General features: G+C 43.9%; 15 protein-coding genes. 14 read left to right on the plus strand and 1 reads right to left on the minus strand.

The window, feature by feature from the left end; all coding sequences use genetic code 11:
• Positions 1 to 135 precede the first annotated feature (135 nt).
• Positions 136 to 1,944, plus strand: coding sequence for an LTA synthase family protein (locus B5G37_RS09675; RefSeq protein ID WP_242962858.1), 1,809 nt, complete (start codon positions 136 to 138; stop codon positions 1,942 to 1,944).
• Positions 1,945 to 1,981: 37 nt separating this feature from the next.
• Here B5G37_RS09675 and malQ read toward each other — a convergent pair whose 3' ends face one another.
• Complete coding sequence (malQ, locus tag B5G37_RS09680; protein ID WP_087256913.1) at positions 1,982 to 3,469, minus strand: 4-alpha-glucanotransferase; 1,488 nt, start codon at positions 3,467 to 3,469, stop codon at positions 1,982 to 1,984.
• 832 nt (positions 3,470 to 4,301) lie between these two features.
• Between malQ and B5G37_RS09685 the strand changes: the two genes are divergently transcribed.
• The 13 genes from B5G37_RS09685 (at position 4,302) to B5G37_RS09745 (ending at position 19,751) form a co-directional block, all read left to right on the plus strand.
• Positions 4,302 to 6,110 carry a hypothetical protein gene (locus B5G37_RS09685; protein WP_143482914.1) on the plus strand — a complete coding sequence of 603 codons (1,809 nt, stop codon included), beginning with the start codon at positions 4,302 to 4,304 and terminating at the stop codon, positions 6,108 to 6,110.
• Between the two features lie 536 nt (positions 6,111 to 6,646).
• Complete coding sequence (locus tag B5G37_RS09690; protein WP_087256918.1) at positions 6,647 to 7,873, plus strand: aminotransferase class I/II-fold pyridoxal phosphate-dependent enzyme; 1,227 nt, start codon at positions 6,647 to 6,649, stop codon at positions 7,871 to 7,873.
• Between the two features lie 15 nt (positions 7,874 to 7,888).
• Positions 7,889 to 8,533 (plus strand): sugar transferase, encoded by a 645-nt coding sequence (locus tag B5G37_RS09695; protein WP_087256921.1) that lies wholly within the window; start codon positions 7,889 to 7,891, stop codon positions 8,531 to 8,533.
• Between the two features lie 12 nt (positions 8,534 to 8,545).
• Positions 8,546 to 9,184 carry an acetyltransferase gene (locus B5G37_RS09700; RefSeq protein WP_087256923.1) on the plus strand — a complete coding sequence of 213 codons (639 nt, stop codon included), beginning with the start codon at positions 8,546 to 8,548 and terminating at the stop codon, positions 9,182 to 9,184.
• Positions 9,185 to 9,215: 31 nt separating this feature from the next.
• Complete coding sequence (locus tag B5G37_RS09705) at positions 9,216 to 10,415, plus strand: glycosyltransferase family 4 protein (RefSeq protein ID WP_087256925.1); 1,200 nt, start codon at positions 9,216 to 9,218, stop codon at positions 10,413 to 10,415.
• 11 nt (positions 10,416 to 10,426) lie between these two features.
• Positions 10,427 to 11,596, plus strand: coding sequence for a glycosyltransferase (locus B5G37_RS09710; protein ID WP_087256927.1), 1,170 nt, complete (start codon positions 10,427 to 10,429; stop codon positions 11,594 to 11,596).
• Between the two features lie 18 nt (positions 11,597 to 11,614).
• On the plus strand, positions 11,615 to 12,853 hold the full coding sequence (locus B5G37_RS09715; protein ID WP_087256929.1) for a nucleotide sugar dehydrogenase: 1,239 nt from the start codon (positions 11,615 to 11,617) through the stop codon (positions 12,851 to 12,853).
• 53 nt (positions 12,854 to 12,906) lie between these two features.
• The gene (locus B5G37_RS09720) at positions 12,907 to 14,046 is read left to right on the plus strand and encodes a hypothetical protein (RefSeq protein ID WP_087256931.1); all 1,140 of its coding nucleotides are present in this window, start codon (positions 12,907 to 12,909) and stop codon (positions 14,044 to 14,046) included.
• Complete coding sequence (locus tag B5G37_RS09725; protein WP_087256933.1) at positions 14,043 to 15,317, plus strand: O-antigen ligase family protein; 1,275 nt, start codon at positions 14,043 to 14,045, stop codon at positions 15,315 to 15,317. The genes B5G37_RS09720 and B5G37_RS09725 overlap by 4 nt, the downstream gene beginning before the upstream one ends.
• Positions 15,271 to 16,170 carry a glycosyltransferase gene (locus B5G37_RS09730; protein ID WP_087256935.1) on the plus strand — a complete coding sequence of 300 codons (900 nt, stop codon included), beginning with the start codon at positions 15,271 to 15,273 and terminating at the stop codon, positions 16,168 to 16,170. Before B5G37_RS09725 ends, B5G37_RS09730 begins: the two co-directional genes overlap by 47 nt.
• Before the next feature lie 195 nt (positions 16,171 to 16,365).
• Positions 16,366 to 17,481: a glycosyltransferase gene (locus B5G37_RS09735; protein ID WP_158099390.1), complete on the plus strand. Its 1,116-nt coding sequence runs from the start codon at positions 16,366 to 16,368 to the stop codon at positions 17,479 to 17,481.
• Positions 17,482 to 17,500: 19 nt separating this feature from the next.
• On the plus strand, positions 17,501 to 18,943 hold the full coding sequence (locus B5G37_RS09740; protein WP_087256939.1) for an oligosaccharide flippase family protein: 1,443 nt from the start codon (positions 17,501 to 17,503) through the stop codon (positions 18,941 to 18,943).
• Between the two features lie 259 nt (positions 18,944 to 19,202).
• Positions 19,203 to 19,751, plus strand: a complete 549-nt coding sequence (locus B5G37_RS09745) for a VanZ family protein (RefSeq protein ID WP_087256941.1) — start codon at positions 19,203 to 19,205, stop codon at positions 19,749 to 19,751.
• Positions 19,752 to 19,838 lie beyond the last annotated feature (87 nt).

Below are 19,838 nucleotides of genomic sequence, written 5' to 3' on the forward strand. Positions count from 1 at the left end.
CCGTAGACTGCTCCCAGGTCTACGGCAATTTTTTGTGTGGTTGCAAGTTTGACTTTTATGTAAAAATCGTGTATAGTTTTCATAAGCTTGCAAAAAGGAAAGGAATTTAGAAAAAACGTGATGGAATGGAAAGAAATGGACAGAAAAAGTAGAGGCGTACTTGTCACCCTGCTCTTGCTGACCCCCGTGACGGCCTTTTATCTGATGCAGCTGATCATGGGCACCAAGTTTGTGGATGTCAAATTCATGGCGGTTCTGACCAACGGCTTGTGGCTGGCGGGGCTTTACTGGCTGCTGTGCGCCTTGACCGGTTATCCGGTTCTCAGTAGTTTGGTGGTACATCTGCTCAGCGCCCTATGGGGAATTGCCAACTATTTTGTCAATACCTTCCGGGGAACCCCCATTCTCCCCTGGGACTTTGCGGCGCTGCAGACCGCAGCGGCAGTGTCGGGCAGCTATAAGCTGACCTTGAACCGCACCATGTATCTGTGGCTGGCGGTGCTGTTGCTGGCCGTGATTCTTTTGCGCAAAAAACTCCTGTGGGGCAAATTCCGACCCACGGGGAAGACGGTGATGCCTCGTCTGGCCGGTGTGGTGGCTGGTTTGAGCCTGATGTTCATCTTCTGCCAGCCTGCTGTGCTGGAGCGGGTGGGCGTAGGCGCCTACACCTGGCAGCAGATGGTGGGGTATTGCACCGACGGGGCGTTGTGCGCCTTTTTTGACAACACCAAGTACATGGAAGTGGAGCAGCCCACCAACGCCACCATTGACAACGTGAAATATGTCCTCAGCCAGGTGGAAGACGCCGATGGCGAGGGACTGACCTTTCACGTGGAAGGGGAGGAGGAATCTGCCCAGCAGGAGACCCCCAAGTACAATGTGGTGGCCATTATGAATGAGTCCTGGGCGGACTTTGAGAGCTTTGGGAACCTGAGCCTCAGTGAGAGCGTCACCGACTACATTCACTCTCTGGACAACGCCATTTATGGTCACGCCTATGCCTCTGTGTTTGGCGCGGGTACCAGCTCCAGCGAGTTTGAGTTCCTCACCGGACACTCCATGGCATTTTTGCCCTCGGGCTGCGCCCCCTATCAGCAGTACATTACCGAGGAGACCCCCTCTCTGGCCTCTCTGCTGGGCGATCTGGGCTATCGCACCCTGGCCTTCCACCCTGGTGAAGCGGGCTCCTGGAACCGAAACAAGGCCTACCCCTTGCTGGGCTTTGACGAGATGAAGTTCCGCGCGGACATGAATGTACCCCAGCTGGAGGAGCATGCCTATCTCAGCGACTACTCCGACTTCCAGCAGATCATCTGGGAGTTTGAAAACAAGGAGCCGGGGGAGCGGTTGTTCCTCTTCAACGTCACCTATCAAAACCACGGTGGCTATGAGGAGCCGGACTATCCCACCGAAGTGACCCTCACCGACTGCCCCGGCCAGTACCCCCGGGCAGAGCAGTATTTGACCCTGGCCAACAAGACCGATGAGTACTTCAAGGTTCTGGTGGACTACTTCTCCACCTATGAGGAGCCCACCATCATCGTCATGTTCGGCGACCACCCCCCTTCGGTGGAGCAGGAGTTTTTGGACAAAGCCTATGGGGTTGCCCAGTCGGACATGACCATGGAACAGTACATGGCCAAGTTCCAAGTGCCCTATGTGATCTGGTCCAACACTCCCTTGGATACGGAGAATGCCGGGGAGTACACCAGCCTCAACTTCCTGGGTCAGCACCTGCTGGACTACGCAGGGGTGGACCGGGATTTGTACGGCAAGTTCCTGAGCAAGGTGGAGCAGCAGCTTCCCGTGTTTACCTCGGTGGGGTACATCGATCCTCAGGGCAAGGCGTACAGCCACTATGAGAGCAACCAGTACGACCAACTCAAAGAGGACTACCAACTGCTGCAATATGATCGGCTGTTTGGCATTTCGGAAGTGACATAAAAAAGGAGCGTTCCCGCAGGGAACGCTCCTTTTTTACTTATTGCGGAAGTCTACCATACAACCGGGTCATTTGGTGCAGCCGCTGGGCCAGCTCTGGGGTGAGATAGCTGGGAGCAGCCCGCCACTTCCAGTTGTCCCCGGTGGTAGAGGGGGTGTTGATCCGCCCTTCGCTGCCCAGGCCCAACACATCCTGCATCTGCATGATGGCGTATTGGGCGGCGCTGGCCCACACGCCCCGCATCATGCCCCAGCTCTCCCCCTCTTTGGGGGTGAGGTTGAGGTAGGTGCGGGCCAGTTCCACGTCCTCCGGGTCAGCGGTTTGGGTCCACCCCAAGGCGGTGTCGTTGTCATGGGTACCCACGTAGGCGATGCAGTTGACGGGATAGTTGTGGGGCAGGTACAGGTTCTGACCGCTGTCCCGGCGGTCAAAGGCAAATTCTAGCACCTTCATGCCGGGATATCCCGTTTGGGCCAGCATTTCATGCACCGCCGGGGTGAGGAAGCCCAAGTCCTCGGCAATGATGGGACGGTCCCCCAAGGCCTCTTTCAAATGGTTGAAAAAGGCGATGCCCGGGCCAGGCCGCCACCGGCCACGCCGGGCATTTTCGTCTCCGGCGGGAATGGCGTAGTAGGACTCAAAGCCCCGGAAGTGGTCGATGCGCAGCACATCATAAATGCGGAACTGGAAGGCGATGCGCTCCATCCACCAGCGGTAGCCGTCCTGGGCCATGCCTTCCCAGTCAAAGAGGGGATTGCCCCACAGCTGTCCGTCGGCAGAAAAGCCATCGGGTGGACATCCAGCCACCTCGGTGGGAGCCAGGTTTTCGTCCAGCTGGAACTGGCCGGGATTGGCCCACACGTCGGCACTGTCTCCAGCCACGTAAATGGGCAGGTCTCCGATGATGGAGATGCCCTGGTCGTTGGCGTAGGTCTTCAAGGCCTCCCACTGGGTAAAGAAAAGGTATTGGACCCCTTTCCAGAAGATAATGTCTGGAGCCAGCTCTTGGGCCAGCTCCTCCACTGCCTGGGGGTCACGCAGGCGGATGGGGTCGGGCCACTGGGACCAGGCTATCCCTTCAAAGTGTTCTTTGAAGGCCATAAAGCGGGCGTAGTCCTCCAGCCAGCCATGGTGTTCCCAGCAGAAGGCAGCCAGGGCCTGGGGGTGCTTGATTTGCAGGCGGGCCACGGCCCGGCGCAGCACGGAAAAGCGCTGGATATACAGCGTCCCATAGTCCACCTGGGTGAGGTTCTCCCCCCAGGGCAGAGACTGGTATTCCTCAGCCAGTAGCAGGCCATCCTGGGCCAGATCGTCCAGATCAATGAAGTAAGGGTTGCCTGCAAAGGAGGAGAAGGACTGATAGGGGGAATCACCATAACCGGTGGGACCCACCGGGAGTACTTGCCAATAGCTCTGGCCCGCCTGGGCCAGGAAGGATACAAAATCCCGGGCACATTGTCCCAGCGTTCCCACGCCGTAGGGAGAGGGGAGGGAGAACACGGGCATCAAAATACCGGAACTTCTCATGGAACATCAACCTTTCTCTTTCAGGGAAACGCCTGCATCCACAGGCGTGCTGGATTTCTATTGTGTATTATGCAATAGAATGACACATTCTGCAAGAGAATTTTGCAAATTTAGCACAGATTTGAGGGTGAACGAAAGAAATATGCGGATTGACTCCGGAGTTACATGGAAATACGCGGAGATGGCTTTACAAATAACAAGGTATTTAATAGAATATGGATAAAAAGTCCGCTATATGGAGTGAATGACAATTTCTATCTTATTCTACCAAATAAATCCCAGACTCTGGGAGAATTTGCGTATTTAGGATTTATACGTAAGGTATAAGTGACAACAATGAACAGGAGGAAGTTTAGTTGGAATTCGGGCAGCAAAATGTTTTTTATCCAGAACAGAAATTTTTCATTATAGATTCTGAAAAACTGGATAATATTACATCTAAATGGTATGGATTTGCAGTTGTAAACAACAAATTGGCATAAAGTGAAGTCGATTTACAGGGAGCTATGCCAGCTGGGGAGAAGGAGCCTACGTCTATATCAAACGAACGGGAAATCAAGTCTGTATTCTTCAGGATTTCATTGGAAGTTATGGGATTTATATTTATAGAAATAAAGACTTTTTTGCACTGAGCAATTCGTTTGTATATTTGGTCGATTATGTAAAGAGAAACTATACCATTACTTTGAATGAAGACTATTGCAACATGTTGCTTGCATCAGACCTGTGCTCTGTGGCGTATTCAGAGACGATGGTTCATGAAATCGAACAAGTTGATAGAAATGCTGTCATTCATATCAATATAGGGACAAAACAGTTAGAGTATTCCTACATGGACTATCAAGAAAATACGATCAACATCAGTTCAGAAGAAGGACTTAAGACACTGGATCGCTGGTATCACAAGTGGACAAGTCTAATTAGAAATATCAAAGATCGAGGAATGAGTATACAAGCTGATCTGTCAGGCGGTTTTGATTCCAGACTGACCTTCTTGCTTTTGCATGGATCAGGGGTTGATTTAAACAATGTGCTTGTCAATTCGATCAAAGATAACTTGCATACACATGTTGAAGATTATAAAATTGCAAGCAGTATTAGCGAACATTACGGATTTTCCTTGAATAATCGTTCTGTCATTAGCGGTACACCGTCTTATTATACACTGGATGAAATTATAAATGATTCATTTTACATAAAGCTCTGTTTCCATAAACAAATGTATTGGAAATTAAATTACATGTCGCCGAATCGAGCTTGTTTTGGCGGTTCTGGTGGTGAATGTGTCAGAAGCTATTGGAATAAATCCAAAGAACAATATATTCGTGAATGTCTCAATCGATGCAAAAAATATCCTGCAGAAGTATCCTCTCAGCTGGAAGAATCGCTCAAACGCGTATTAGAAAATTCTTTTGAGAGCATGCAGAGAAAATTCGAAAGATTTGGAAGAGGTATTGATCCACAGGATCTGACCCTGAACTTCTACAGAGAAACCAGATGCAGAATGCATTTTGGAAAAGATCTGGTTGAGAATTATTTGGGCGGATTCATCAAATATACACCCTTGTTGGATCCTGAGCTACACAAGCTAAAACTGAACGATGAGAACTGTCAAGATAAGAATCTGCTTATGGCAGTGATTTTTTCAAGATACGACAAGGATCTTCTGTCCTTCCCGTTTGAGGGGCAACGAAAGATTGATGAATCCACAATAGAATATGCACAAAGCATCAGTCAGAAGATTCCGTATGTACCAAGCGCTCTGACACAAGATCAGGGGGTAAATAAGCTTTGCAATCCATCGAATCGATTGCCAGAAGAATCGAAACCTTGCCCTGAAAGCAGAAACCAACCACTCCAAAGCAGTGAAGTTAGTGCATATGTTGAGAGTTTGTTCCGTTCTGACAGCGTACAGCATTTGTTTGGAAGAATGTATGATCCAAAGGTGTACGATTACATTGTTCATGAGGTCAAAACAAAAAAATACCAGCCGTTAGAGAATGCATATACGGTGCTGGGTATCAGCAAACTCATTCAAGACGTAGCTGCTAATAGGAGCTTATGTTCATCTATAGCTGAGCAGTTGAAAAAATTACCCTTTGAAGTTGTACACCAGCATGATGGTGGCGGTGATAACGAAAAGAAAGAAAATGAATATGAGCTGTTGAAAAAACCATATTTCCTGAATTATGTTACTGCCCGTGTGGATCTTCAAAACGTCTCCAGTGACTCGAATCGGATTGAATTGCTGGATGTATCTGACAAAGATGCCAAAGCATCGACTCCAAGCTGGTTTAGAAACAATGGGGTAGGAGTCGTCTTGGAATCTTGCTGTGGAAGATTGGACATAGCACTGAAGTGTGTGGGTGATGGAACTTTAAATATCAACCTTAGAGGCCGGGATGTTAGAGATAAAAACGGCAATCGCATTCCAGTCTATATTGATTATCGCACCATGAGGGTGAATGGCGAAAGTGTGTTTGATACAGTTCAACCCGTTACCCATGATGCCCCCTACTGTTTTCACCGCAAGGTAAAAGACGGGGAGAACGTATATGTATCCTTGACTTGGACACATCATGAAGAAAAGGCACAAACAAATGGGTTGTGTAAGCTGGTTAATAAACTTTTTCGGAAATGAAGTCAAAGAGACAAACAAAGCACTTTACCGGAGGTTCGGAGGGAGCCATATAATCGAGTGTTCTACCACATATGTACGCTCTTGTGAGAACCATGAGGGATTGTTGCCGGTTTGAAAGGGAACATGGAGAGCGCCTGCATCCACAGGTGCGCTGGACTTCTATTGTGCATTATGCAATAGAATGACGCATTCTGCAAGTGGACATTGAGAATTACTCACATAAAATTCGACAGGCACATCAAAAAAAACGCTGTGTACGAACGAGGAACAGTATAGTTGGAGTTTGTCTCGCATTTCACAAGACTGTCATTTCATGTGGTATGAAAATAACGGATGCTGTCAAGTAAAAAATTGATTACATAAATATGCGCTTTGAAGTAAACAAAATATGACTAAGGTTACAAAAATGGGAATAAAAACTGAGGGGAATTGTAGTTGAAAAAAGAAGAAATAGGGAGTAGAATAGACTACAACTGTGTTATGACTGGGAGTGGGTTTTTGCCCGGTGGAAACAAGCAAGAGGAGTGTTATTCTTTATGAAACCTTTTGAGAAGAAAGTGTGGCTGTCGACCCCTACGATGCACGGGGACGAACTGAAATATATTACGGAAGCCTACGAGACCAACTGGATGTCTACGGTGGGACAAAACATCAATGAAGTGGAGCGTTTGACCTGTGAGAAGGTGGGATGCCAGTATGCCGTGGCTCTTTCTGCAGGGACCGCTGCACTTCATTTGTGTGTAAAGCTGGCTGGCGTGAAGCCTGGAGACAAGGTGTTCTGCTCTGATATGACCTTCGGGGCTACCGTGAATCCGGTGGTGTATGAGGGTGGCGTGCCGGTGTTCATTGACACTGAGCGTGACACCTGGAACATGGACCCTGTGGCTCTGGAGAAGGCATTTGAACTATATCCTGAGGTGAAGGTGGTAGTGCTGGTGCATCTGTACGGCACACCTGCCAAGGTGGATGAGATCCGGGAAATCTGCCACAAGCATGGCGCTGTCCTCATTGAGGACGCAGCAGAGTCCCTGGGTGCTACTTACAAGGGTCAGCAGACTGGTACTTTCGGCAATTACCGTGCCATTTCTTTTAATGGGAATAAGATCATCACCGGGTCTTCTGGCGGTATGCTCCTGACTGACGATGAGCATGCAGCCAACAAGGCCCGCAAGTGGTCCACGCAGAGCCGGGAAAATGCGCCCTGGTACCAGCACGAGGAGATTGGCTATAACTACCGCATGAGCAACGTGATTGCTGGTGTGGTCCGTGGCCAGTACCCCTATCTGGAAGAGCACATTGCCCAGAAAAAGGCCATCTATATGCGGTATAAGGAGGGGTTCAAAGATTTGCCTGTGACCATGAATCCCTATGACGAGACGGTGTGTGAGCCGAACTTCTGGCTGTCCTGCCTGCTCATCGACCGGGAGGCCATGTGCCGCCAGGTGCGTGGCGAGCAAAAGGCTCTGTACATCAGCGAGGCAGGGAAGAGCTGCCCCACCGAGATTCTGGAGAAGTTGGCAGCGTACAACGCTGAAGGACGCCCCATCTGGAAGCCCATGCACATGCAGCCCATCTACCGTATGCACGGCTTTGTCACTCGGGAGGGGAACGGCCGTGCCAATACCAATGCCTACATTGCAGGTAGTGGCGTGGATGTGGGCATGGATATTTTTGAGCGCGGTTTGTGCCTGCCCAGCGACAACAAGATGACGGTGGAAGAGCAGGATCAGATCATTGAGATCGTGAGAAGTTGTTTTGAATAAGGAGTTTGGAAGTACATGGTTGAGACCAAAGTCAAACATAAGCCCTACGGCCCTTATGAGCGGTTCGTGAAGCGGCCTCTGGATATTTTCTGTTCCCTGTTGGCCATTGTGGTGTTCTGGTGGCTGTTTATCATTGTGGCCATTCTGGTGCGGGTGAAGCTGGGAAGCCCGGTGCTGTTCACCCAAGATCGACCGGGTAAGGACGAGAAGATTTTCAAGCTGTATAAATTCCGCACCATGACGGATGCCCGGGACGAAAATGGTGAGTTGCTGCCCGATGACGTGCGCCTGACCAAGTTCGGGCGTCTGCTGCGGTCTACCAGTCTGGACGAGCTGCCAGAGGTGTTCAATATCCTTAAGGGGGATATGTCCATCATTGGCCCCCGCCCTCTGCTGGTAAGGTACTTGCCTCTCTATAACGAAGAACAAAAGCGCAGACATGAGGTGCGTCCGGGTTTGTCCGGCTATGCTCAAGTGAATGGCCGCAACGCGGTAACTTGGGAAGATCGGTTCCGCATGGATGTGTATTATGTAGACCATGTGACTTTTTTGGGTGATGTAAAAGTAATTCTGAATACTGTGTTGAAAGCGTTTGTCAAGCGTGAGGGTATCAACTCCGAGACAGCGGCAACCATGGAAGAATTTAAAGGGAGCATGTGAGGAGAAGTGATGATGAAAGAGCTGTATATTATTGGATCAGGTGGATTTGGAAGAGAAGTTGCCTGGTTGGTTGAGCGTGTGAATCAGGTGAATCCTTTGTGGAACTTGGTAGGCTTTATCGACGATAACCCCAATACCTGGGGCTTAGAGTGCAATGGATATAAAGTTCTAGGAGGAACTGAAATTTTGAGCAGCTTAAATCGCGAAGTATGGGTTGTGTGCGCGGTTGGTGCTGCAAAAACTCGAAAAATGATTATAGATAAGATTAATAATTTGCATCATGTGAAGTTTGCAACCTTGGTTGATCCATCTGTTATTAGTTCTGATCGAGTGAAACTTGGGGAAGGTACGATTATTTGTGCCGGCACGATTTTGACGGTGAATATTCAGATTGGAAAACATGTGATTGTCAATTTGGACTGCACTCTGGGGCACGATGATATCATTGAAGATTATGTTACTGTTTACCCAAGTGTAAATATATCTGGCAATGTTAATGTTGGGGAACTGACGGAGTTAGGTACTGGCTCTAAAATTATTCAGGGAGTGAATATTTCCAGGAATGTTATATTGGGAGCAGGTGCGGTAGTTTCTAAATCTTTGCAGGAGCCTGGAACCTACGTGGGTGTGCCAGTAAGACGGCTAGGTTAGCTGATTTTCTTGGCAATAAAGGAGAAGACGAATGGATATACTAGTGTTATCACAATACTGTTATCCTTGGGATATTTCAAAAAATGACCGTTTTACAGAGCTAGCAAAAATGTTGAGCGAAGTTCATGATGTTGAAATCGTGACAAGTGATTTCGACCATGGGGGAAAAGAACATATTGAGACGCCCCAAGGGGAATTCCCATATAAAATTACACTCCTGCATGAAACAGGTTACCCCCAAAATGTGTGTTTACAACGCTTTTACAGCGACTACGTATTTGGGAAAAGTGTAAAACAATATTTGAAGCAGAGGAAAAGACCGGATGTCATTTACTGCGCAGTACCATCGTTGGTTGCTCCCTATGAGGCCTCAAAATATTGCAGCAAACATGGGGTGCGCTTTATCATTGATGTACAAGATTTGTGGCCAGAGGCATTCGAGATCGTTTTTAACATACCCGTGCTGAGTAAGGTAGCATTTACTCCTTTCCGGTATCTGGCCAATAAAATATATGCAGCTGCGGATGAAATTGTAGCTGTGTCTGACACCTATGCAAACCGGGCTTTATGGGTTAATCGAAAGTGCAAACAGGGGTATAGTGTGTACTTGGGAACTCGATTGGAAAAGTTTGATGCGTTGAGAAACGGTATAATTCCCTATCAGAAGCCTGAAAATGAGTGCTGGATTGGCTATGTGGGTACCCTAGGCCACAGTTATGATTTAACCTGTGTAATGGATGTGATGAATATTCTCTGCAACCAAAAGGGAATTAAAAATATCCGCTTTATAGTGATGGGGCGTGGCCCTTTGCAGGAAAGATTCCAGCGGTATGCGGAGCAATTGAATATCCCTGTGATCTTTACCGGGATGTTGCCCTATGAGCAAATGGTTCCCATGCTCTGCGCCTGCGATATTGCAGTAAATCCTATTACGCACGGTGCAGCTCAGAGTATAATTAACAAAGTTGGAGATTATGCAGCGGCAGGGTTACCCGTTGTAAATACTCAGGAGTGCCCAGAGTATCGTAATCTAGTTACGAAGTACAATATAGGCATTAATTGTGACAATGGTGATGCCCAAGGTCTTGCTAAGGCTATAGAGCAGTTGATTGTCTATCATGAGTTGCGTGTAGAGATGGGAAAACATAACCGAAGACTGGCAGAAGAACGTTTTAATCGGGCAGAGACGTATCCTCAAATTGTTGAATTGGTTGACAAAAGTAGTAAATAAAAAAGGAATGTATGAGAGTGAAGATTCTCCATGTAAACGTATCAGCAATCTGTGACAGATTTTATTTAAAGTTCTTCGATTTGCTCAAACAACAGGGAGTTCATCAGAAGGTTGTAGTACCTTATAGCATCCAGTCAAATTCTGCAGAGGATGTGCAGTATTGTGTAACAAACTATCACAAACAATTAATTGATGTTGCGCTGCTTCCCGTAAAAAAGCCAATTGATCGATTTTTGTACGGGAAAAAAATAAGGAAATATACCAGAGCAGTGCGGCATGAAGTTGGAATAGAACTACAGAATTTTGACGTCATTCATGCACATTCACTTTATTCAGATGGTGGTGTGGCATGTGAATTACATAAAATGTGTGGAATTCCGTATTTTGTTGCAGTAAGAGGAACAGACACAGAATGTTTTATGACATATTTTAAGTGGTTAAACCCTAAAGCAAGGGAAATATTAGAAAATGCGGCGCACGTATTTTTTATTTCTCCAGATTTGAAGCGTAAGACGATTGAGAAATTGTACGGGAATCGGAGGGTGGTTCCATGGTTGAATCGACACTCAATTCTACCAAATGGTGTGGATGACTTTTGGATTCGCAATACATATTCAATCGGAGAAAGCTTAGGTGCGCATGAAAACAGTGAAATACATGTAATTCAGGTAAGTCGTCTTATAAAATCCAAGAATGTGGACAAGACAATTTTGGCAATTAAACAACTGCGCGATGAGGGGATCGATGTGACCCTAACTGTTGTGGGGAAAGGAAGCGAAGAGGCAAGACTCATACAGTTGATAAAAGTAAATTGCCTGGAAGATGTAGTTGATATGGTGGGATTTATAGAAAATAAGAAGGATCTCATCGAATTGTATCGAAAAGCTGATGTTTTTGTGATGCCTTCACAGGGAGAAACATTTGGTATAGCGTATATAGAAGCATTAACTCAGTCGCTGCCTATTGTTGGGTTATCTGGGGCAGGTGTGAGTGGTTATCTACGAGAAAAAGAAGTTGGAGAATTTGTTGAAACTCCAGAGCCAGGTTTCATTGCAGATGCAATAAAGCATATTGCTCAGAATAAAAATGAGCTACAACAGAAATGTGCAGACGTTGCAAAAGAATTTGAGTGGAATCACATCATTGAACAATATATGCGCCTATATACGAGCGTGTTGTAAGAAAGGAAGCTGAATTCATTGAAAATTGCAGTCGCCGGAACCGGCTATGTTGGACTGTCGATTGCCACACTGCTGGCTCAGCACAACCAGGTTGTGGCGGTGGATATTATTCCCGAAAAGGTTGAACTCATCAACAATAGGAAGTCTCCTATTCAAGATGACTATATCGAGAAATATCTAGCAGAGAAAGAACTGAATCTGGTTGCTACTCTAGATGCCAAGATGGCGTACAGCGGTGCGGACTTTGTTGTCATTGCTGCGCCAACCAACTATGATAGCAAAAAGAATTACTTTGATACTTCAGCAGTAGAGTCGGTAATTAGACTTGTGATGGAATATAACCCTAACGCCATTATGGTTATTAAGTCTACTATTCCTGTGGGGTATACTGCCTCAATCCGGGAGAAATTCGGAAGTAAGAACATCATATTCAGCCCGGAATTTCTCCGGGAGAGTAAGGCTCTCTATGACAATCTCTATCCTAGCCGTATTATTGTGGGCACCGATATGGAGGACTCTCGGCTGGTGGAGGCCGCTCACTCTTTTGCCTACCTACTCCAAGAGGGGGCCATCAAGGAAAATGTGGATACTCTTTTTATGGGCTTTACCGAAGCGGAAGCTGTGAAGCTGTTTGCCAATACATACCTGGCTCTCCGAGTGTCCTATTTTAACGAACTGGATACCTATGCTGAGATGAAGGGACTGAACACCCAGCAGATTATTAAGGGAGTGTGCCTAGACCCGCGGATTGGTACCCATTACAATAATCCTAGTTTCGGCTATGGAGGCTACTGCCTTCCCAAGGACACAAAGCAGCTTCTTGCCAACTACGCAGATGTTCCCCAGAATATGATGACAGCTATTGTAGAGTCCAACCGCACCCGTAAGGATTTCATTGCGGATCAGGTGCTGCGTAAGGCTGGCTATTACGACTACTCTCAGGAGAACGACTGGAATGCAAGTCGGGAAAAGATGGTGGTCATCGGGGTGTATCGTCTGACTATGAAATCTAACTCGGATAACTTCCGACAGAGTTCGATTCAAGGTGTAATGAAGCGCATTAAGGCCAAGGGAGCCACGGTAATTGTTTATGAGCCTACCCTGGAGGATGGTAGCACCTTCTTTGGATCCCAGGTGGTTAATGAACTGGAACAGTTTAAGTCCAAATCTCAGGCTATCATTGCAAATCGCTATGACTCATGTTTAGATGATGTGATGGAAAAAGTCTATACGCGGGACGTGTTCCAAAGGGATTAAAATATTTTAACTATTTAGAGGAATAAGGGACTTTGACATATAGGGGTGAAAAAATGAATAGCTCACATGATGAGTTAGTACGTCGATGTGGCCATGATTTAATCAATCACTATGCAATTTGCAAACAGGTAGATGCAGGCGTAAATGGTCCCTACGATGATCCGGAAACGCCAGTGCGCAATCTCGCTCATTTGGCGGTTCTCACTGCAATCGAAATTCTCACATATGGTCAAACACAGTATAAGAATGTTTTAGCCGATATGGGGGAGCAACTCTTGTCGCTCCGAGAGCAGGATGGGTTGTATACCATGAGGATGAAAGCCGAGAAGGACGATTGCAATGGTGTCATTGGGCATGCATGGTTGATCGAGGGATTGATTTATCTGAATAAAGTTTTCCCAGAGAAATCCCAATATATAGAGTTAGCCACTGATTTGGCTCAAAAACATAAATTCGATGAAAAGCTAGGGTTATGGCACGCACCCAGAGGCGAATATCGTATAGATTTTACATTCAATCATCAGTTGTGGTATGCGGCAACATTGGCTGAATTGGTGGAAGTGACACATAATCAAGAGTATCAGCGTCAAATTGTTATCTGCTTGGATAAGTTACAAGATAATTTTCGCGTACACGGAAATGGAAGAGTTGTACATGGTATTTCCAGCCAAGCAGATTTGAAGTCAAAGGGTAAGTCCTTTGTAAAGCGTGTCTTGGATAGCAGTAAGGAAAAATTTCAAATGCCAAGCTATGCGTACAAGGAAGAAGGATATCATATCTTCAATATTATGGCATTTGCAAGACTATATCGCCTGTATTCTAAGCATCCAGTTTTTTCTGGGGTTAAGTTCAAGAAAATGATGCATTACACATGCAGTAGGGAACTTCAGGAAAAATTAAAAAGTCCAAGAGTGGACTTGGATTGCTCCCTCAAAAATAATATCACGGATCCAGAGGAAAAGTGCGTGAATATTTACGGGTACCTCTACAATGTTCCAGGCTTTGAAATGATGTATATCTCAGCAATTCTCATGGACTACGTGCAACAATCGTATGCAGAACAAATTCTGGAGCAACAGATTCAGTTGACATACGATCCGGATAAGCAGTGTTTTGGAATGCGGTGTCATGATGCACACACGGTCAGTTACCGTCTATATGAATATTATCGCTATTTAGAGGTGATATCTTGAGAAGTGTTGTCAGAAAGTTAGTACTTGTCTCTATAGCCTTGCATACTACTCAGCAAATTACGGTGCTTAACTTGCCGCTTACGATTTTTCAGATGATTGCTATTGCGACCTTGTGCGTAGGTATTTGTGATCTATTGCGGAGAAATTATTTGAAAAAGGGGACATATCTTCTCTATGCTACTATAACAGTTATAAGCGCCTGTGTAGCATTGGCTGTTTCCGTGAATCGTAGTTGGGCGACCTCTCTTTTCTTGTTAAATATATTAATGGCGGGAATGTTTGTACTGATTGCCAACTACTTTACAGCGGATGATTGTGATTGCCTTTTAAAAGCGTTTATTCAAAGTCAGTATATTACAATTTTAGTTTCCATATATGGCGCATATCAATTTACAGTTTACAACCGAAATGTATCCGATATTGACATGGGAATAATCCATTGGAGTTTAAGTGAATCATTTGATACATTTGGACAAGCAGCAGGGAAGATGAGGTTATTTGCACCATATAACACTGGGCCAGTTTTGTCAGCAGTTATGGGGATGTGTATTGTAATATTGCTTCTGAACAAAAGGTTATTTTTACCCAAGCAGAGGATTGGCTTAGTGATTTCTTTTTTTGTTATTTTGTTGCTGACTGGAAGTCGGACAGGAATGTTGATGCTGTTTGTTACATTGATTTTGTATGGTATTCTCATGAAGCGGATTTCTAAGAAATTAGTATACATATTACTTATATGTACTGCTTTAGCAGCAGCAGTGAGTCCGCAGTTGCTAAAGGGAGAATATCTGGTATTTATGTTAAAGCGATTCGGTGAATTTGATCTTGAATTATTCATGATGGATCGCCATTTACTAGTGCCTCTAGATGGGCTTATTATCTGGCTGAGTTCCATGAAAAACTTCTTGATAGGAATTGGATTCGGGTCAAGCCTGTACATGAGCGGTGCGCATACATATTTGCCAGCACATTTCTTGAATAATTATGTTACGTTGATTGCAGAACGAGGACTGTTCGGACTGTGTTTGGTTGTCATTCTTTTTTGGTGTGTTTATAAGGAATTTCGAAATGCAGATGAGAAGGACACCTCGAAAGCAGTTCGGTGGGCAATGGTTGTAGGGTTGCTATGTGGTTTGACCTATGAAACTATGAACTGCTACTTTTATCAATTGCTGATTGGTGTCGTTTTGATGCTGGATACAGGACGAAAAAGGGGAAAAGCAAATGGGAACAATGTGTCTTTCCGTAATTATTCCGGTTTACAATGCTGAAAAATATTTGCCGGAGCTTTTTGCGTGTTTGGATAAATGCCAATGGAACGAAGGTGATGAAGTTTTATTGATTGATAACGGTTCCACAGATCAATCGAGTATTATGTGTGTGAATAGGGCGTTGGAGGATCCGACGCTATATCGATATTTCAGGTATACGGAGAAGGCAGATTCATATGCGTCCAGAAACTATGGCGTATCACAGGCTAGGAACGAAGTTCTAGTTTTTACAGATAGTGATTGCAAGCCAGACTCTCACTGGATAGATGCGATTCACGCGAATTTGGAGCCTGGAGTTGTTCTAGGGGGATCCATTAAAATTGAAATTGTACGAAATACAATATGGGAGCATTTTGACTCTATTGCCCACTTGCAAACAGAAAATATGGTGCACACAAAGTCGGTTGCAACAGCAAATATGGCAGCGCTACGGGCTGATTTTGATCGTGTGGGGAAATTTACAGAACGCTTTTCAGGCGGAGATTATGATTGGTCAAGGCGTGCAAGTGAAAAGGGAGTAAAAATTAAATATGTTCCGGAAATGAGTGTCGTACATCCGTCTCGAAAGACTTACGGGGAGATTGAAAAAAAAGAACAAAGAATTGCGTATGGACAGGGGTTAGCTGCTTATAAAGGCGACTGCCCTTATATAAAACTTCTTTTGACGTATACATTGAAAATATTTAAGTTAGATACTAATATGAGATATACAAGGCAATTGCGGAAAAGAGGTTTCACATTTTCGGAGTTGGCATATTTCAATCTGAAGTTTATGAAGATACGACTGCAGCAATTTAAGTTTAGCAAACTGGGATACAGACAAGTTTCGGCCAGAAAACTAAAGCTAAAGTGAAGAACTATGTTTTCAAGGTCTAGAGGCTAATGCTCTGCCGTGTACTCGGTGTTTTTATATTGAGCACAATATGAGATATGACTAGGCGTGACTAATAATAATAGAAGTAGATCATTTTCAATTAAAATATGATAGTATGAAATCGCGATAAAATTACGGAAATTATTGTATAGCCTCGGAATGGATGTGAGTTTTATGGGGAAAAAAGTGCTTATAATTGGATACTGCAATGCTTATTTTAGAAGAGAGTTTGTTCGAAATGTTGTGCATGAGCAGATTCAATACGATGTGTTATCGTTTGAAAAATGTGATGAAAAATATAGGAATTTATATAATCGCGTATATACATGTGCGTCGCCTTTTAAGGGTAAAATTCAAGCTCTTATGACATATATTCTGTTTTTTATCCACATTCTTACGGTTGGACACTATGATATCATACATATCCACTCCATCAAAGAAATCGAAAGCCTATATGCACCATTGATTCGTAAAAAGTGTGATAAATTAATCTGCACTATATATGGATCAGATTATATGCGAGTAACTAATAAGGTGCGCCAACAATACAAAAAGTTATTTGATAGAGCAGATTATATTACTTTAGCCACAAAGACCATTACGCAAGATTTTAATCAATATTATAAAAATAGATACTTGGATAAAATAGTAAGGCTATCAATGGCTATTGATACATTCAGAGTGATAGATCAGGTAATCCAGTCAGGAAGTAATAGAGAAGAATTAAAAAGCCTGTTTGGAATACCTAGAGACAGCTTTGTTATCACGGTTGGCTACAATGCAACAAGAGAGCAAAATCACACAAAAATATTTAAGCAACTGATGGAATCGAAAGAGTGGTTGCCGAGCAATTATTTTGTGGTGGTGCCTATGGGATATGGAAATGCAGCTTATCGAGAGCGAATCGTCGAGGAATTCAATCATTCAGGCTTAAATGGGAAATGTCTATGTGAATTCTATGATATGGAAATGATTGCGAGGTTACGGCTGTCTTCAGAAATGATGATTCAGTTACAAGATACAGACTTAATTTCTGCAAGTATGATGGAGTACATTTACACAGGTAATATCGTGGTGACAGGGGCATGGCTTAATTATACCGAGTTAAATGAATACATCGAGGAAATTTGTTCTATTGAGGCATTATCCTCAAAGTTAAAAGAAATATTTTCAGATTTGGAACAATATTGTACCAAGACACGAACAGAAAAATGCAAAAAATATTTAAATGATAATTTTAGTTGGTTAGAAGTAAAGAAAAAATGGCTGATGTTATATGGCGTGGAGTGAATAATAGGAAGAACTTCGTATGAATGTAAAAACCATATTTAAACAATTTCTGACAGTAGGTATTGGGACCATTTTGACTATGGTGATTAGCGTTATCACCACACCAATTATTACGCGACTGGTAACTCCTGAAGAATATGGACGATTTTCTTTGTTTATTATGTATGGGAATATTGCATTGTCTGTATTCTGTTTAGGACTGGATCAAGCGTTGGTAAGGTATTATTATGAGGAGAATAGCATAGGCTATAGGAATGCATTATTGTATAAGTGTGTTCGAATCCCACTAATTATCATACTTGCTTGTTTTATGGCATTTTTGGCGTTAAATAATTGCAGTGTTCTAAGGACAGAAGAGCATATTCCACTTTTTATTTCTATCCTATTTTTTGTATATACGCTTATTTTGGTAATTCAGAGGTATAGTTCGTTGACTGTACGTCTTGAAAGACGAGTAAAATTATATTCTTTTCTTGGAATATTGATTAAAACTTTATTCGTAGTGTTGGCCATTATATTTCTTAAAGTATTGAATGCCTATCCAAGCGAGTTATTGATGGTAGCAATTACGGTTTCCACTGGAATAGCTATGTTACTTGGTATTATTGCGCAAGCGAATATATGGAAATTTGAAAAAGAAATTAAAAAGAGATGTGTAGTTCCCACTAAAGAATTGATACGATATGCATATCCATATGTGTTTGCTCTGGGAATTTCGAGTTTTTTTCAGGGCATCGATAAGATGTCGTTAAATTATTACTCTACATACGCCGAAGTAGGTGTATATTCTTCGGCAATGTCAATTGTAAATATTTTTTCTATTTTACAGACAACTTTTAATAGCTTATATTCACCAATGGCTTTGGAACACTATGCAAAAGACAAGCAGGACACATCTTTCTATGAGATAGCAAACCGAATAATTACAGTTCTGATGTTCTTTTTTGGCCTCACCTTAATATTGTTTAAGGATATTTTTGTGCTACTTTTGGGTGAAAAATATCGAGAAGCTGCATGTATTTTGCCATTCCTGATTTTTCATCCAATTATGTATACTATTTCTGAAACAACCGTTTGTGGGCTAGTGTTCATGAAAAAAAGTAAGATGCAGGTGGTAATCGCAGCGATTTCTTGCTTGGCAAATCTTCTGGGGAATGCTATATTGGTACCCATTTATGGTGGACGGGGGGCGGCTTTTTCTACGGGTGTTTCGTATATCATCTTTTTTACTCTACGCACATTGATATCAAATCGATACTTTAAATTAAATATTAGTTTTAATAAATTCTACGCGGTGACAATTATCACGGGGGTGTACGCCATATATAACACTGTGGGAGAAAATTGCATTGTTTCTGTGTTAGGCTATATCATTTGTGTAACGGTATTGTTAGTGATGTACAAGGATACTGTTTTTCAGTTGATTCAATATGGAAAACAAATTTTGAGTAGAGGGAAATAGAAGCTGTTGTGAGAAATTGATATAAGCACGTTTGGTGCAAGTAAATTAGATTTTATTGGAGATCGACATGCTTCTTGGTGCTGGAAATAACAATGTTTTATGTTGGTGATGACATGATTGTCAAGTATACCTCTGTAAGACTTTGGTCAAAATGCTGGCCTTCTGGGCCTAATTACAGCATACAGAATAACGTGACTTTGTTACATCAAGTGATGTATTCGTATGAGTTGCTAGAAATCAAGGATAATAGGATGAAACAATGATACAATATGCAGGCAATATCTTAAGTCGTATTACCATGGCTCAATGGGCTGGATTTATTATATTCACGGTAATTGTACTTTTGGGTGACAGGCTGAGCAGTGCTATGTGGAAACGTGCTGTAGTGGTCACACTGAAGCATAAATCTCTAGTTATCTACACTGCATTTATTTTTCTCACAACGATATTTACCCGTGAGATAGGCTCTGGTGGAAAACTGGCCTGGACGCCCCTATGGTCCTGGCAGATGGTGCTTCGACATCACAATCTCCAGTTGCTCTGGCAGATCCTATTGAATATCCTACTCTTTGTCCCTCTTGGGGCCTTGCTGGCTCTCAACCGTGGCCGGTCGGCAAAGGCAATCGTGCTGACGGGCTTCGGACTGTCCTTGTGTATTGAGCTGTGCCAGCTGGTGTTTCGGCTGGGGCTGTTTGAGTGGGATGATATTCTGCACAACGGAAGCGGATGCGTACTGGGAATGCTTGCGGCGAGAACATGCCAGGGATTTCTGCAGAAAATAAAAAATGGGGATTGTGAATATTGGTGACTATAAATGTAGAAAATGCAGGGAAGTCTGACTAGTATTACCTGACAAAACTCGCTTTAAATGATTGTCAGAGGAAACGGCTCGTGG

The sequence above is a fragment of the Pseudoflavonifractor sp. An85 genome, from assembly GCF_002161235.1.
GTDB lineage: Bacteria > Bacillota > Clostridia > Oscillospirales > Oscillospiraceae > Enterenecus.

What these genes read in the sequence shown, in the direction of transcription:
- B5G37_RS09675 (WP_242962858.1), top strand. Translation starts at nt 136, where the DNA reads ATGGACAGAAAAAGTAGAGGCGTACTTGTCACCCTGCTCTTGCTGACC.
- malQ (WP_087256913.1), bottom strand. Translation starts at nt 3,469, where the DNA reads ATGAGAAGTTCCGGTATTTTGATGCCCGTGTTCTCCCTCCCCTCTCCC.
- B5G37_RS09685 (WP_143482914.1), top strand. Translation starts at nt 4,302, where the DNA reads ATGGACTATCAAGAAAATACGATCAACATCAGTTCAGAAGAAGGACTT.
- B5G37_RS09690 (WP_087256918.1), top strand. Translation starts at nt 6,647, where the DNA reads ATGAAACCTTTTGAGAAGAAAGTGTGGCTGTCGACCCCTACGATGCAC.
- B5G37_RS09695 (WP_087256921.1), top strand. Translation starts at nt 7,889, where the DNA reads ATGGTTGAGACCAAAGTCAAACATAAGCCCTACGGCCCTTATGAGCGG.
- B5G37_RS09700 (WP_087256923.1), top strand. Translation starts at nt 8,546, where the DNA reads ATGAAAGAGCTGTATATTATTGGATCAGGTGGATTTGGAAGAGAAGTT.
- B5G37_RS09705 (WP_087256925.1), top strand. Translation starts at nt 9,216, where the DNA reads ATGGATATACTAGTGTTATCACAATACTGTTATCCTTGGGATATTTCA.
- B5G37_RS09710 (WP_087256927.1), top strand. Translation starts at nt 10,427, where the DNA reads ATGAGAGTGAAGATTCTCCATGTAAACGTATCAGCAATCTGTGACAGA.
- B5G37_RS09720 (WP_087256931.1), top strand. Translation starts at nt 12,907, where the DNA reads ATGAATAGCTCACATGATGAGTTAGTACGTCGATGTGGCCATGATTTA.
- B5G37_RS09730 (WP_087256935.1), top strand. Translation starts at nt 15,271, where the DNA reads ATGGGAACAATGTGTCTTTCCGTAATTATTCCGGTTTACAATGCTGAA.
- B5G37_RS09735 (WP_158099390.1), top strand. Translation starts at nt 16,366, where the DNA reads ATGGGGAAAAAAGTGCTTATAATTGGATACTGCAATGCTTATTTTAGA.
- B5G37_RS09740 (WP_087256939.1), top strand. Translation starts at nt 17,501, where the DNA reads ATGAATGTAAAAACCATATTTAAACAATTTCTGACAGTAGGTATTGGG.
- B5G37_RS09745 (WP_087256941.1), top strand. Translation starts at nt 19,203, where the DNA reads ATGATACAATATGCAGGCAATATCTTAAGTCGTATTACCATGGCTCAA.